Here is a 14,456-nt window from a genome sequence, read left to right on the forward strand (position 1 = left end):
GCGCCGAGCTCAGTTGCGCATCTGGCGTCCCAGCGCCTCAGCCAGTTCCCAGGGATTCGTCGGCTTCGAGAAAACCGGGATTTCCGGCATGATCGATTGCAGGGCGAGCGGCAGCGGCTCGGCCGTGTTCACCACCAAGGGCACTTCGCGTTTCCACAGCTCGACGATCAGGGCTTCTGCCGATCCGTCCAGCAGGTTCATGTCGAGGATCGCGCCATCGACATTCATCGAGCCGTCGGAAAGCGCAGCACGCGCGCGCGCCAAGGTTGCGAAGGGGCCGGCAACCTGACCGCCCGCCTCCTCGACCGAGAAGGCGATGTCATAGGCGATGAATAATTCGTCTTCGACCACGAGGACATTGCTGCCCTCGAGGCAAGTCATACTGCTCTGTAACATGGGCTACACTACCCTTTTATCAGGTCCATTGGCACGGTCATGCGAGCTTGGAACCCGTCGGGAACCCATTCGGTTCCATAGGTTCCCCGCAATTGGCCCTGAATGGTCAGGTCGATGAGCTTGGATCCGAAGCCGCTGTTGCTCGGTTGCACCAGTTCTTCAGGATAGCCGCTTTCTCGCCAGTCGAGTTCGAGCTGCCCGGACGTGTTGCGCCAGGTCAGTTCCAGCAGTCCCGCATCATGCGAAAGCGCCCCATATTTCACGGCGTTAGTCGCCAATTCGTGGATCACCAGCGCGAGGTTGGTCGACCCCGCGTGGTTCAGTGCGACAGGAGGGCCGCTGAGGATCAGGCGCGGATCGTCGAGATTGGTGTAAGGCGAAAGCACGCCCAGCAACAATTCGCGCAACTCGACCATGCCGCGGAAATCGCGCTCGGGCGTGGCGGTCGGATTGATCAGCTCATGGGCGCGGGCCAGCGCACCGATCCGCTCGCGCAGGCCCCGCGCCATTTCGTCCGGCGTCTTCGCATGGCGCGCGGTCATGCCGACCAGTCCCGACATCATCGCGAAGGCGTTCTTGACCCGGTGGTTGAGTTCGCGCGTCAGCGTGTCGCGCGCTTTCGCGATCTGCCGCTCCTCGGTCACGTCGCGGAGATAGGCGAGGATCGCGCCGTGCTCGGGGTAAAGGCGTGCCTCCAGAATGCGGCCGTCTCGCCCGTCCTGATCGGTGACCGTCGGGACACCTGTGCGGCGGGCCTCTTCCAGAGCTTTTTCGAAATTGCTTCCGATCAGATGGGGCGCGGTCTCCCAAAGCGACCGCCCGACCGCCTGTGCTTCCGCCTCGGCTCCGACCGCGTCGCGGATGCGGGCGCGCATGACCGAATTGGCGAACCGGATTTTGTCTTCGCTATCGAGTTCGACAATCGCGTCGAAGGTGATTTCGTGAAAATGCGCGAGCCGCCGGTCGACGTCGGCCGCATGTTCGCGCGCCGCGTTCAGATCGGAAATGTCGAGCGCGGTGGCCACGGCCACGGGCGGCTCGCTTTCGACCCGCTGCGCCGAGACCAGCAGATTGCGTTCCGGCCCGTCATGGCGCACGCAGCGCAGTTCCATATGGCTGATCGTCTCTTCATTGCGCGCCGCGCGCACGATCGGAAACTCGCTCAGGCTGAGCTTGCGCCCTTCTGGGGTGTACGCGTCGAAGGCGAGCTGCTTGGTCACGTCGCCGTCCGTCACGCCGAACATCTCGATCGCGGTGGCATTCAGATCGATAAGCCGACCGGTGCCCAGCTCGGCCACACCGACGCCGATCGGCATCTGGTCGAGAACGGCGCGGAACCGGTTTTCCTCACGATGGGCGACGTTGATCTGGCGCCGAAGACGGATTTCCGCCTCGACCCCGGCGGCGATGTCGGACAGCGCCTCGTATTCTTCTTCGGTCCACTGCCGCGCTTCGCGGTCGATCAGGCAGAACGCCCCCAGCGGCTGCCCGTCGATCGTGCGCAGCGGCACCCCGAGATAGGCGGTCACGCCCAGATCGCGCACGGCACCATTGTCGCGCAGCACCGTGTCCTCGCGCGCATCGGGCACGTTCAGCGGCGCATCGGATTCGACGACATAGCGGCAGAAGGAATGGCTGAGCGGTGTCTCCGAGGGGGCACGGGCGTCCAGCCCGGTTTGCGCCACGAAGACCTGTCGGTTCTCATCGACCATGGAAACCAACGAGACAGGCACTCCGGTCACCCGCGTGGCGAGCCGTGTCGCGCGCTCGAAGATTTCCGCAGGCGCACTCTCCAAAAGACCGGTCTCGCGCAATGCCCGAAGGCGCGCCGGATCGGCGAGTTTGGACCGTTCTTCACCGGTCAGCGGAGGGGGCATAGAGGTATTCATGCGCAGGCTCTCATAATTCCACCTATGCCCCGAAGAAACCCATTTCGCCCAGTGTCATATGACACGGTTGCGATCACGATTTCCGCCAAACACGATTTTCTTCAGCGTTTTTCGTGATGCGGTTGCGGTGTCGACGAATCGCAGAGCCAAGAGGTCGCGACCACCCGCATTCCGAAGGCGTCTTATGCTGAATTCGTAACGCGTTCTAATGGGTGACGTTAGGTAAGGATTCGCGCAGGTTTCAGCGAACCGGCAGGAACTGGCCTAGGCACGCGACGGAGAGCGTACTTAGCAAGCGGTGGCGGGTGTCATCGTGCGCTGGTCGAGCAGGAAGTCGGTCACCATCGCGCCGATCCACATGCAGAACAGCGCCAGCCACGCGGTGCCTGCCAGAACGGAGGTGCCCGTCACGCCGTTGCCGATGGCGCAGCCGCCGGCGAGCATCGCGCCGAAGCCCATGAAGATCGCCCCGATCATCGAGCGCCGCATCACCGGCATCGAGTCGAAGCCCTGCCAGGCGAACTGGCGCGAGAAGAGCGAGCTCAGGAAAGCGCCCAGAACCACGCCGGGCACGAGGCCCACGTCGAATTCCAGCACCGAGTTGCGGTCGAGGAAGAACATCAGCGTATTGGCCGAGGGGCCCGAGAAGGTGACGGAATTCACCGGCACCGGGTCGAAAGCGACCTGGCTCAGCATGAAGGTCAGCACCCAGCCCACCGCGACCGCGAAGCCGACGCCGGAGGCGAAGATCCACGTCTTCACGCCGATCTCATTGCGCTTGGCCAGATACATGCCCGCGATGGCGAAGACGATGCCGACAGCCAGCCCGGTCCAGTCGGGAAGGTGCAGCGCGTCGAGGATATTCACGTTCTGCGCGCCGGTGATCCAGAGGCTCGCCAGCCGGTCACGCAGTGGCGCGAGGATGCCCTTGAGGCTCATCGTGGCGGTCACCGCGAAGATCAGCCCCGAGACGACCGAACGCAGGTTGCCCGTCGCCGCCAGCACGAGAAGCCGTCCCGAACAGCCGCGCGACAGCACCATGCCGACACCGAAGATCAGCCCGCCGATGATCGCGCCCGACCACGAGCCGGGCACCGACATCATCCGGCTGTCGCCCTGCCGGAACAGATCGAGCAGTTGCGCGCTCTGCACCCAGACCAGCGCGGTCGAAAAGGTCAGAAACCACACCGCGACCTTGCCGCCCAGCTTGCCGCGCGCGAATTCCACCGTGGCAGCCCGCAGGCAGAAGTTGGATTTCTGCGCGGCCACGCCGAAGATAAGCCCGGTGATCACCCCGAAAAGCGCCGCCGTGGGGCCTTCGCCGATCCGCTCGATGAGTGCGATGATGTCCATGATACGATCTCCCGTTCGCGCACGGTTTCTGCCAGAAACCGCAGAAACGCACATTGATCTGAGTCAGGTTGCACCTTTTGCAGACTTGCCGCAGGCGCTGCCGTCGCGTCTAAGGAAGGCATGATGAAGTTCCGATCCGTCCCTCTCGACGAGGCCCACGAGCTGCCGCGCTGGCGCAGACCCGAGGCGCTGCTCTACGTCATGGCCACCGCCATGCCGATCTCCTTCGCCACCTGGTCGGCGCTCCTGAACAACTTCGTCATCGACGTGGTGAATTTCGACGGCGTCGATATCGGCTGGCTGCAGAGCTTCCGCGAAGTGCCGGGCTTCCTCGCGATCGGGGTGATCGTCGTGCTCTGGGTGATGCGCGAGCAGACGCTGGCCATCCTGTCGTTGCTGCTTCTGGGCGGAGCGACGGCGGTGACCGCGCTGTTTCCCAGCTTCGCCGGGCTGATCATCGTGACGCTCCTGTCCTCGATCGGGTTTCACTATTTCCAGACGGTGAACCAGTCGCTGCAATTGCAGTGGATCGACAAGGCCAAGGCGCCGCAGACCTTGGGCAAGATCGTGGCCATCGGCTCGGGTGCCTCGTTGGCGGCCTATGCGGTGCTGGTGCTGACCTGGAAGACGTTCAACCTCAGCTATGAATTCGTCTACGCTACCGCCGGGATCGCGACGATGGTGATGATGGCGGCCGCCGCGCTGATCTATCCGCAGTTCCACACCCGCGAGCCGCAATCGAAGAAGTTCGTGCTGCGTCGTCGCTACTGGCTCTATTACGCGATCACCTTCATGGCGGGCGCGCGGCGGCAGATCTTCGTGGTCTTCGCCGCCTTCATGATGGTCGAACGCTTCGGGCTGCGCGTGGACGAGATCACCGCGCTCTTCCTGATCAATTTCGCGGTCAACATGGCCGCCGCGCCTGCAATGGGCCGGTTCGTGCATCGCTTCGGCGAGCGCCGGGCGCTGATCTTCGAATATGTCGGGCTGACGCTGCTGTTCCTCGCCTATGGCGGCATCTACTGGTTCGGCTGGGGCATCTGGCTGGCCTGCGCGCTCTATGTGGTCGATCACCTGCTGTTCGCGCTGGCCTTCGCGCAGAAGACTTATTTCCAGAAAATCTGCGACCCCGAGGATATCGCGCCCACCGCCGCCGTCGCCTTCACGATCAACCATATCGCGGCTGTCTTCCTGCCAGTGACGCTGGGCTATCTGTGGATGGTCTCGCCCGGCGCGGTCTTCGGGCTGGCGGCCTCGATGGCGGTGATCTCGCTGGGGCTCGCGCTGCTGGTGCCGCGTCACCCTTCGAAAGGCTACGAGACGGTGCTGCAAGGCCTCGGTCCGGTTCCGGCGTGATGCCTGCTTGAACTGGAAATTCCGCCGCTCCGCGCCTATCTGAGAGGGGCGCGAAAGGGAGATTTACCATGCTGTTCGGAAAACCCGCCACCATTCCCACCAAAGCCGACGCCCTGCCGGGGCGTGACGAAGCGATGCCTCTGGCAGAGCCGCATTTCCTCTGGGGCCGTGACCTGCGCTCGCCCGTGCCCGAGGGCATGGAAGAGGCGATGTTCGGCATGGGCTGCTTCTGGGGTGTCGAGCGCATGTTCTGGAACACCGACGGCGTCTGGCTGACCATGGTCGGCTATGCGGGCGGCCCCACGCCCAACCCGACCTATCGCGAGGTCTGCACCGGCATGACCGGCCATAACGAGGTCGTCCGCGTGATCTACGACCCCGCCGAGGTCAGCTACGAAGACCTGCTGCGCGTCTTCTGGGAGGGCCACGACCCGACCCAAGGGATGCGTCAGGGCAATGACCGCGGCACGCAGTATCGTTCGGGCGTCTATACCTACTCGGAGGCGCAGAAAGAGGCGGCAAAAGCCTCGCGCGACGCCTATGCCGAGCGTCTGCAGGCGGCGGGCTACGGCGCGATCACCACCGAGATCATCGACGCGCCGCCCTTCTATTATGCCGAGGATTACCACCAGCAATATCTGGAGAAGAACCCCGGCGGCTATTGCGGCATCGGCGGCACCGGCGTGAGCTGCCCGATCGGGCTGAGCGCGTGATCGGATGCGTGTGCGCGCCGCTTGACGGCTCGCGCCCGCGGCCCTAAGCCCGGGCGCAACCATCCCGAGGAGCGCGCCCATGACCACCTTCACCGCCTTTACCACGCTGGCCGATCGCGAGGCCGCCGAGGCGCTGTCCGAACGTCTCGAAGAGCTCGATCCCGGCCCCTACGGTACCGGCGTGTTCGAGATCGAGGACGGGTCGGGCCGCTACGAGGTTTCGGGCTATTTTCTCGAGGCCCCCGACGACGTGGCGCTGGACCTGCTGGCGATCTCGCACGGGGCGCAGCCCTTCGTCGTCTCGGAAATCCCGGAAACCGATTGGGTCGCCCATGTGCGGCGCGAACTGGCCCCGGTGCGCGCGGGCCGCTTCTTCCTCTATGGCAGCCATGACGAGGACAAGATCCCCGCCGATGCGATCGCGCTGCGGATCGATGCGGCGATGGCCTTCGGGACGGGCCATCACGGCACGACCTCGGGCTGCCTGACCGCGCTCGACGATCTGGCGAAGGAAGGTCATACCTTCCACAACGTCGCCGATATCGGCTGCGGCACCGCCGTTCTGGCGATGGCGGCGGCGAAGCTCTGGCCCGAGCCGGTGCTGGCCTCCGATATCGATCCGGTCGCGGTGGAGACGGCGGCGGCGAATGTCGCGGTGAACGATCTTGAGGGCCGCGTGATCTGCATCGAGGCCGCGGGCTTCGGCGATCCGCGCCTGAAAGAGGCCGCGCCCTTCGATCTGATCTTCGCCAATATCCTCAAAGGCCCGCTCGTCGCGCTCGCCCCCGAAATGGGCCGCAACTGCGCCGAATCGGGCTTCGTGATCCTGAGCGGGATCCTCAACGAACAGGCCGATGAAGTGGTCGCCGCCTATCAGGCGCAGGGCTTTGTTTCCCATTCGCGTAAGGAATTCGGCGAATGGACGACATTGGCCATGCAGCGCACCTAATCCGCCACAAATCCGCTCTGATTGCCGTAAGGATTGCTTTACCCTGACGTGAGAAATTGCCTTTGGGGGCATCGCAGTTAACGGGGTTTGCCATGCGCGATCCACAAATCGAGTCTTTTGAAAAGCGCCTGCATCGGATCGACCAGATCCATCAAGCAGGCGGCGCATTCGAGGCGTCCGGTGCATTGGGGCGCAGCTATTTTGATTCCATGCGCCCGAAGTCGCGCCGCAGTTTTCCGCTGCGCGGTGTGGCGCTGATCTTTGCCGGTGTTCTGCTGGTGAAGGGCGCGATGCTCGCGCAGGTGGGCCAGGAGAGCTACGAGGCGCGCGTCGCAAGCCTCGCGGGTGGGTCGCAATTCGAACGGGTTGGGGCCTGGATCATGCATGCCGACCCGATCACCCGCAAAATCGCCGGGCTGCTCGCGCCGTATATCGGCTGAGCGCCAAAGCCATTAAGCCATAAAGAAAGGGCTGCGCCGTTGCCGGGGCAGCCCTTTTCGCATGACCTGTCGGTCGCGTTAGCGCAGGCGCGCCACGTCGAGCCGGGTCAGGCCGATATCGTCCAGCGCGCGGTCGCTGAGCTTCATCAGAGCCTTGCGGGTGACGCGTGCGTCGTTCCAGTCGTGCAGGGCGGCGATCAGCGAGGTAAAGACGCTCGGTCGGGCGCTGCGGCTCATGCGGGTGTTGATATCCATCGAAGCCATGGGGAGGATCCTTCAGTTCACAAACTGCTCAAGTTTCGGGCATTACATCTTCTGAAGCGCAGATAAGACTGGCAGGGTGCGAAAACAATCTCAGTTTTGGCAGCCCCGCCATGCAGGAATCGCATGTGATATGAGGCCGGTTTTTGCATCCCCTCTGGCCGATGTTCCCTTTTCGTGCTAGTTCTTGCGAAACAACACGAGAACAAGGCAGGGCAAATGCGGGTGATCGGGATCGATCCGGGGTTACGCAATCTCGGATGGGGCGTGATCGAGATGGACGGATCGCGACTCAGGCACGTCGCGAACGGGATTCTCCACTCCGAAGGTAAGGATTTGGCAAAGCGCCTGCTGGTGCTGCACGAAGGGCTGAGCGCGGTCATCGCGACCCACATGCCTGAAGCGGCCGCGGTGGAGCAGACCTTCGTCAACAAGGACGCGGTGGCGACGCTGAAACTTGGGCAGGCGCGCGGCATTGCGCTTCTGGCTCCGGCGCAGGCCGGGCTCGAGGTCGGCGAATACGCTCCGAACGCAATCAAGAAAACGGTCGTCGGTGTCGGCCATGCCGACAAGACGCAGGTGCAGCATATGGTGCGCCATCAACTGCCCGGCGTGCAGTTCGAAGGCGCCGATGCAGCCGATGCGCTCGCCATTGCGATCTGCCACGCCTTCCATTTGCAATCGGCGGCTCGGATGAACGCGGCGCAACTCTCCCGCGATGCCTTGGGCACAACCCAGCGGAGGCGCGCATGATCGGTCGCATCGCAGGGGTCATCATTCACCGCGCGCTCGACCATGTCATGATCGACGTGCGCGGCGTGGGCTATGTCGTCCATGTCAGCCAGCGCACCGCGCAATCACTGCCGCCCGTGGGCGAAGCCTGCGCGCTCTATACCGATCTGCTGGTGCGCGAGGACCTGCTGCAGCTTTTCGGCTTCCCGACGCTCTTGGAGAAGGAATGGCACCGGCTGCTGACTTCGGTGCAGGGGATCGGCGCGAAAGCCTCGCTCGCGATCCTCGGCACGCTCGGCGCGGAGGGGCTGGGCCGCGCGATCGCGCTGGGCGACTGGTCGGCGGTGAAATCCGCCCCCGGCGTCGGCCCGAAACTCGCGCAGCGCGTCGTGCTTGAGCTGAAGGAGAAAGCGCCGACCGTCATGGCGATGGGGGCGGAGTTCACCGTTGATGCCACCCCCGAGGTGATCGAGGACACGCCGGCCAAGAAGCCCGCAAAGAAAGCAGCCCCGGCCGCGACGCCGAAGGTAAACTTCACCGCCGAGGCGATCTCCGCGCTCACCAATCTCGGCTATGCGCCCTCGGACGCGGCCGGTGCCGTGGCGCAGGCCAATGACGACCCGGAGGTCACCGACACGGCCAAGCTGATCCGCGCGGCGCTAAGGCTCCTGGCCCCAAAGGATTGACCTCTTCCTCTTGGGATAAATATCCCGGGGTGCGGGGCAGAGCCCCGCTTGCTCCCCTCCGCCAAAGGCGCGACAGTAAATGACGATGAGCGAACCTGATCCCACTCTGCGGCCCGACCGCCTGCCCGAAGACGCCGACCGCGCCCTGCGACCACAGGCGCTGGAGGAATTTACGGGCCAGGCCGAAGCCCGCGCCAATCTGCGCGTCTTCATCGAAAGCGCCAAGATGCGCAGCCAGGCGATGGATCACACGCTGTTTCATGGCCCGCCCGGTCTGGGCAAGACGACGCTCGCGCAGATCATGGCGCGCGAGTTGGGCGTGAATTTCAAGATGACCTCGGGGCCGGTTCTGGCCAAGGCGGGCGATCTCGCCGCGATCCTGACCAATCTTGAAGCGCGCGACGTGCTCTTCATCGACGAAATCCACCGGATGAACCCGGCGGTGGAGGAAGTGCTCTACCCCGCGATGGAGGATTTCGAGCTCGATCTGGTGATCGGCGAGGGCCCTGCCGCGCGCACTGTGCGGATCGAGTTGCAGCCCTTCACGCTGGTCGGCGCCACGACGCGGCTCGGACTGCTCACGACGCCGCTGCGCGACCGCTTCGGCATCCCGACGCGGCTGCAGTTCTACACCGAGGACGAGCTGGACCTGATCGTGACGCGCGGGTCGCGGCTTCTGGGTATCCCGTCCGACCCCGCGGGCACCCGCGAGATCGCCAAGCGCGCGCGTGGCACCCCGCGCATCGCGGGACGTCTGCTCCGCCGCGTCGTCGATTTCGCGCTGGTCGAAGGCGACGGGCGGCTGACTCGCGAGATCGCGGACCGCGCGCTGACGCGGCTTGGCGTCGACAATCTCGGTCTCGACGGGGCGGACCGGCGCTACATGATGCTGATGGCCGATCATTACGGCGGCGGGCCGGTGGGGGTGGAGACGCTCTCGGCCGCGCTGTCAGAAAGTCGCGACGCGATCGAAGAAGTCATCGAACCCTACCTGTTGCAACAGGGCCTGATCAGCCGCACCCCGCGTGGTCGGATGCTGGGCGCGCGGGCGTGGCGGCATCTGGGGCTCGAGGCACCGAAACCCGCCACCCCGCAGACGGACCTCTTTGGCGATGGCTGACCCCTTGGCACGTTTCGAGATCACCGAGGCGGAGATCGACCGCGTCGTGGCGCGCTTCTACGAGCGCGTGCGCAGCCACGCGATGCTCGGTCCGGTCTTTGCGGTGCATGTCACCGACTGGCCCACCCATGAGGACAAGGTCGCGCGGTTCTGGAAGAACGCGATCCTGCGCAAACCGGGCTATGACGGCTCGCCCATGCAGGTCCACCGCGCGGCGGGCAATGTACGCCCGGGCATGTTTTCGACCTGGCTTGCCGAATTCGACAAGGTGCTGAACGCCGAACTTACGCCCGAACAGGCGGCGGGTTGGTCGGCGCTTGCACATCGGATCGGCATGAGCCTGCGGCAAGGCGTGGTCGAACGCGAGACCTTCGCGGGCGGTATTCCAAAGCTGAAATGACCCGCGCGCGTAGGCGCGCAAAACTAGAGGTGGAGGGCGCGCTGCCCCCGCCATGACGGCCCTTCGCTTGCGCTTCGGGCGTTCGGCGGGGCGTCCTTCCACTGGAAGGCCGCTTATCCCGCCTCACTCCCCGGGATACTTCAGCCAAGAGGAAGAGGATCAGTCCTCTTTCTTCCCGAACACGCCGGTCAGCGACCGTCCGATCAGGTTGGTCACGCGGGGCTTTTGCAGTTTGCGGAAGGGCATCGGGCGGCAGACCTCCAGCGCGGCAATGCCCACACGGGCGGTCAGCGCGCCATTGATCACGCCTTCCCCGAAGCGGCGCGAGAGCTTCGACACCAGATGGCCGCCGGTGACCGTCTCGATCAGATCGTCGCCCGCCGCCACAGCTCCGGTCGCGACGAGATGGGTCATCACCGTGCGCGCCAGCCGGATCGAGCCGAGCGTGCCCGAGCGCCCGCCATAGATTTCCGCGATGCGCCGGATCATCCGCAGGTTCGCGGTGAGCGCGGTGAAGACGTCGGCCAGCGCCAATGGAACGATAGCAGTGACGGTGGCCACGGTGCGCGCGGCGGCCTCGATTTCCAGCCGGGCGGCCGCGTCGAGTGGTCCCATCAGCTCGGCTTCCGCCAGCCCCATCAGCGTGTCGGTGTCGAGCACCTCGCCCGTTTGCTCGGCCAGCCGCTTGCGCGCCCAATCCATCTCGGGCCGCGCGGCATAGAGGCCCGAGACATGGGCCGTCACCTTGCGCGCGCGGCTCAGATCGTCTTCGCTTAGCGCTTCCGAGACTTCCTTATGGACCTTGTCGAGCCGCGCCAGCCGCGAGAAGGCGGCGATCTCGCGCCCGGTGATCAGCAGCGCGCCAAGCGCGAAGGCCGCGACCAGCGCGGTGCCGATCCAGCCGAGGATCGGATGGGTGGCGAACAGCCCGTCGATGAAACGCCAGAGCGCGACGGAGATCAGGAAGCCCACCAGCGCCACGCTCGCGCGCCAGAAGAACCGCACGATGGGCGAGGCGCGACGTGCCCCCAGCCGCGTCGCGATCTGCATGGCGCGGCCTTCGAGCCGCTCCTCGGTCGCATGCGGCATATCCTCGATCGGCGCGGCCTCGGCGGGCGAGGGCGCGTCCTCGATCTCGATCATCACCGGTTTTTTCATAGCTTGTCCCCGATCAGGAAATCGGCCGCGCGGTCGAGCCGGATATGCGGTGGGCCTTCGCCGGGTCGCAGGATCACCGGGGCAGGGGCGAAGTTCATGATCGAATAGTCTTCGTCGAGCCACGCGGAGGCCCCTTGCGCCGCGGGCGAGAGAAGCTGCGCCGGGTCGGCGGGCAATTCGCCGGGATAGAGCGCGACCGATTTGCCACTCTCCAGCCGCCCGCGCACCGCCTGCAACTCCGCCCCGTCATGCGAGAGGGTTTCTTCCGTGGTGCTGCGCAGCGCCGCGATCGACAGTGCGAGAGTCTTCGCGCCCGCGAAATCGGCGCGGTCCTTGGCTTCGCGCAGAAGCGCGCCGGTGATCGCGGTCAGGCGGGCGTGTTGGGTGTGGTGCAGGTGATCGGCCTTGGTCGCGGCGAAGAGGATTTTCTCGACCCGCTTGCCGCCGATCAGCGAGGTCAGCCAGCTTGCGCGTCCCGGGCGGAAGGCCGCCAGAATATCGGCCATCGCCTGACGCAGATCGTCGAGCGCGGCCGGGCCGGAATGGATCGCGCCCAGTACGTCGACCAGCACCACCTGCCGGTCGATTTTGGCGAAATGGTCGCGGAAGAAAGGGCGCACCACCTCGCGTTTATAGGCGTCATAGCGGCGCTCCATTTCGCGTCGCAGCGAGCCACGCGGGGCCTCACCCTCGGGCAGCGGCGCGAAGGTCAGCGCGGGCGATCCGGCCATCTCGCCGGGCAGCAGGAAGCGCCCCGGTGTGCAGTCGGAAAACCCCGCATCGCGCGCCTCGGTGAGGTATCGGGTGAAGCCTGCCGCCAGCGCCTTGGCCTGCGGCTCGGTGAACTCCGCCGTGCCATCCGTCGCCTCGGACTGCGCCAGATACTCCGCGCCTTGCGGACGGCTCGGCAGACGTGCCAGCGCCTCCGCCGACCACTCGGCATAGCTTTTGTCCATCAGCCCGAGATCGAGTAGCCACTCGCCGGGGTAATCCACGATGTCGAGATGCACGACGCGCGGCCCGCGCACCGCGCCCAGCATCCCGCGCGGCTGGATGCGGAAGGACAGCCGCAGCTCCGAGACGGCGCGCGTGCCGTCCGGCCAATGCGGCGAAGGGCCGGTCAGCGCGGCGAGGTGGCTCTCATAGTCGAAGCGCGGGACGGTGTCGTCGGGCTGCGGCTGCAGGTAAGCGGCGGTGATATCCGACGCAGACCCGAGCGCAGGCATCCGACCGCGATCCAGCAGGTTCGCGACCAGCGAGGTGATGAACACGGTCTTGCCCGCGCGCGACAGACCCGTCACGCCGAGCCGGATCACCGGTTCGAACAGCGCCTCCGAGACCGAATGGCCCATGCCCTCGATCCCGCGCGTGATCCCGTCCGCAATGTCGGAAATGCCCAAAGCTCGGCCCCTCACTCTCGTTCACGGACAAGATAAGCAGCGGAGAGTGTTAATGAAAGAGAGGGCGGACACGCGGCCCGCCCTCTGCGTTATTATCGGCTCTGGATCGGCCTCAGACCGACAGGCAGATATATTTCATCTCAAGGTAATCCTCGATCCCGTGATGCGAACCCTCGCGGCCCAGGCCGGACTGCTTCACGCCGCCGAACGGAGCGAGCTCGGTCGAGATCAAGCCGGTGTTCACGCCGACGATCCCGTATTCCAGACCTTCCTGCACGCGGGTGATGCGCCCCACGTCGCGGGCGTAGAAATAGCTCGCAAGGCCGAAGATCGTGTCATTGGCCTTGGCGATCGCCTCCTGCTCGGTCTCGAACTTGAAGAGCGGGGCGACGGGGCCGAAGGTTTCCTCATGCGAGACCTTGGCTTCCTGCGTGACCCCGGTCAGCACGGTCGGCTGGAAGAAGGTGCCGCCCATCTCGTGCCGCGCGCCGCCGGTGACGATCGAGCCGCCATGATCGAGCACGTCCTGAATATGTTCCTGCACTTTCTTGACCGCGTCCTCGTTGATCAGCGGGCCGGCCTCGACGCCTTCCTTCAGACCGTCGCCCACCTTGAGAGCGTTGACGGCCTTGGCCAGCTTCTCGGCGAAGGCGTCATAGACCCCGGATTGCACATAGATGCGATTGGCGCAGACGCAGGTCTGACCGTTATTGCGGAATTTCGACGCCATCGCGCCTTCGACCGCCGCGTCGAGATCGGCGTCGTCGAACACGATGAAGGGCGCGTTGCCGCCCAGTTCCATCGAGCATTTCATCACTTGATCCGCGGCCTGACGCAGCAGGATGCGCCCCACCTCGGTCGAGCCGGTGAAGGTCAGCTTGCGCACGCTGTGGTTCTCGCAGAATTCCTTCCCGATATCGGAGGCTTTCGCGGAGGTGATGACCGAGAGAATGCCTTTGGGCAGGCCCGCCCGTTCGCCCAGCACCGCCATCGCCAGCGCCGAGAGCGGCGTCTCCGAGGCCGGACGGCAGACGAAACCGCAGCCCACGGCGAGCGCCGGGCCCGCTTTGCGCGCGATCATCGCGTTGGGGAAGTTCCACGGCGTGATCGAGGCGGCGACCCCGATCGGCTGCTTGATCACGGTGATCCGCTTGTCGCGCTGATGGCCCGGGATCGTCTCGCCATAGACCCGCTTGGCCTCTTCGCCGAACCACTCGATGAAGCCCGCGCCATAGGCGATCTCGCCCTTCGCCTCGGCGAGCGGCTTGCCCATCTCGGCGGTCAGGATCGCGCCGAGATCGTCCTGGTTCTCCATCATCAGGTCGTACCATTTGCGCATGATCTGCGCGCGTTCCTTGCCGGTGCGCGCGGCCCAGTCCTTCATCGCCTCGTCAGCGGCAGCGATGGCGCGGGCGGTTTCGGCGCGGCCCAGATCGGGCACGGTGCAGATCACGTCGCCCCGCGCGGGGTTGGTCACGTCGAAGGTGGTGCCGTCATCGGCATCGACCCATTCGCCCGCGACGAGGGCCTTGGTCACCAGAAGCGAGGGATCCTTGAGGATGGATTTGAGGTCGGTCTTGTCGTCGAGCATGATGTCCTCCGA

Annotated in this window: 15 protein-coding genes; 8 read left to right on the forward strand and 7 right to left on the reverse strand. The window is 65.2% G+C overall.

The genetic code is table 11. The features are described 5' to 3' along the window. Window positions 1-9: 9 nt before the first annotated feature. The 3 genes from F8R15_RS14245 to F8R15_RS14255 all read right to left on the reverse strand — a co-directional run bounded on the left by F8R15_RS14245 (window position 10) and on the right by F8R15_RS14255 (window position 3,638). The gene (locus tag F8R15_RS14245; RefSeq protein ID WP_152845037.1) at window positions 10-396 is read right to left on the reverse strand and encodes a response regulator; all 387 of its coding nucleotides are present in this window, start codon (window positions 394-396) and stop codon (window positions 10-12) included. An 8-nt stretch (window positions 397-404) separates the two neighbouring features. Further along, entirely contained in the window at window positions 405-2,285 is a 1,881-nt protein-coding gene (locus tag F8R15_RS14250) for a GAF domain-containing protein (RefSeq protein WP_152845038.1), read from the reverse strand. A 288-nt stretch (window positions 2,286-2,573) separates the two neighbouring features. Then, on the reverse strand, window positions 2,574-3,638 hold the full coding sequence (locus tag F8R15_RS14255) for a YeeE/YedE family protein (protein ID WP_152845039.1): 1,065 nt from the start codon (window positions 3,636-3,638) through the stop codon (window positions 2,574-2,576). A 123-nt stretch (window positions 3,639-3,761) separates the two neighbouring features. Between F8R15_RS14255 and F8R15_RS14260 the strand changes: the two genes are divergently transcribed. The 4 genes from F8R15_RS14260 (at window position 3,762) to F8R15_RS14275 (ending at window position 7,096) form a co-directional block, all read left to right on the forward strand. Continuing rightward, window positions 3,762-4,994, forward strand: a complete 1,233-nt coding sequence (locus F8R15_RS14260; protein WP_078602167.1) for an MFS transporter — start codon at window positions 3,762-3,764, stop codon at window positions 4,992-4,994. A 68-nt stretch (window positions 4,995-5,062) separates the two neighbouring features. Then, window positions 5,063-5,707: a peptide-methionine (S)-S-oxide reductase MsrA gene (msrA, locus tag F8R15_RS14265; protein ID WP_152845040.1), complete on the forward strand. Its 645-nt coding sequence runs from the start codon at window positions 5,063-5,065 to the stop codon at window positions 5,705-5,707. A 79-nt stretch (window positions 5,708-5,786) separates the two neighbouring features. After that, window positions 5,787-6,656 carry a 50S ribosomal protein L11 methyltransferase gene (locus F8R15_RS14270; RefSeq protein WP_152845041.1) on the forward strand — a complete coding sequence of 290 codons (870 nt, stop codon included), beginning with the start codon at window positions 5,787-5,789 and terminating at the stop codon, window positions 6,654-6,656. Window positions 6,657-6,718: 62 nt separating this feature from the next. After that, window positions 6,719-7,096 carry a hypothetical protein gene (locus tag F8R15_RS14275; protein WP_152845042.1) on the forward strand — a complete coding sequence of 126 codons (378 nt, stop codon included), beginning with the start codon at window positions 6,719-6,721 and terminating at the stop codon, window positions 7,094-7,096. A gap of 78 nt (window positions 7,097-7,174) precedes the next feature. On the opposite strand, the gene F8R15_RS14280 is transcribed toward F8R15_RS14275, so the two are convergent. Next, complete coding sequence (locus F8R15_RS14280) at window positions 7,175-7,360, reverse strand: DUF1127 domain-containing protein (protein ID WP_078522067.1); 186 nt, start codon at window positions 7,358-7,360, stop codon at window positions 7,175-7,177. 216 nt (window positions 7,361-7,576) lie between these two features. Here F8R15_RS14280 and ruvC point away from each other — a divergent pair, with 216 nt between their 5' ends. The 4 genes from ruvC (at window position 7,577) to F8R15_RS14300 (ending at window position 10,295) form a co-directional block, all read left to right on the forward strand. Beyond that, window positions 7,577-8,110: a crossover junction endodeoxyribonuclease RuvC gene (gene ruvC / locus F8R15_RS14285; RefSeq protein WP_078522066.1), complete on the forward strand. Its 534-nt coding sequence runs from the start codon at window positions 7,577-7,579 to the stop codon at window positions 8,108-8,110. Further along, complete coding sequence (gene ruvA / locus F8R15_RS14290; RefSeq protein ID WP_152845043.1) at window positions 8,107-8,775, forward strand: Holliday junction branch migration protein RuvA; 669 nt, start codon at window positions 8,107-8,109, stop codon at window positions 8,773-8,775. Before ruvC ends, ruvA begins: the two co-directional genes overlap by 4 nt. An 85-nt stretch (window positions 8,776-8,860) precedes the next feature. Continuing rightward, entirely contained in the window at window positions 8,861-9,895 is a 1,035-nt protein-coding gene (gene ruvB, locus F8R15_RS14295) for a Holliday junction branch migration DNA helicase RuvB (protein WP_078522132.1), read from the forward strand. Then, the gene (locus F8R15_RS14300) at window positions 9,888-10,295 is read left to right on the forward strand and encodes a group III truncated hemoglobin (protein ID WP_152845044.1); all 408 of its coding nucleotides are present in this window, start codon (window positions 9,888-9,890) and stop codon (window positions 10,293-10,295) included. Before ruvB ends, F8R15_RS14300 begins: the two co-directional genes overlap by 8 nt. A gap of 159 nt (window positions 10,296-10,454) precedes the next feature. On the opposite strand, the gene F8R15_RS14305 is transcribed toward F8R15_RS14300, so the two are convergent. The 3 genes from F8R15_RS14305 to F8R15_RS14315 all read right to left on the reverse strand — a co-directional run bounded on the left by F8R15_RS14305 (window position 10,455) and on the right by F8R15_RS14315 (window position 14,444). Then, entirely contained in the window at window positions 10,455-11,453 is a 999-nt protein-coding gene (locus tag F8R15_RS14305) for a YcjF family protein (protein ID WP_216644131.1), read from the reverse strand. Next, window positions 11,450-12,853 carry a YcjX family protein gene (locus tag F8R15_RS14310; RefSeq protein ID WP_152845045.1) on the reverse strand — a complete coding sequence of 468 codons (1,404 nt, stop codon included), beginning with the start codon at window positions 12,851-12,853 and terminating at the stop codon, window positions 11,450-11,452. The genes F8R15_RS14305 and F8R15_RS14310 overlap by 4 nt, the downstream gene beginning before the upstream one ends. Before the next feature lie 112 nt (window positions 12,854-12,965). Beyond that, a complete protein-coding gene (locus tag F8R15_RS14315) occupies window positions 12,966-14,444 on the reverse strand; it encodes an NAD-dependent succinate-semialdehyde dehydrogenase (protein ID WP_152845046.1) in 1,479 nt (492 codons plus the stop codon). Window positions 14,445-14,456: the final 12 nt, after the last annotated feature.

The sequence above is a fragment of the Thioclava sp. JE_KL1 genome (genome assembly GCF_009296265.1).
GTDB lineage: Bacteria > Pseudomonadota > Alphaproteobacteria > Rhodobacterales > Rhodobacteraceae > Thioclava.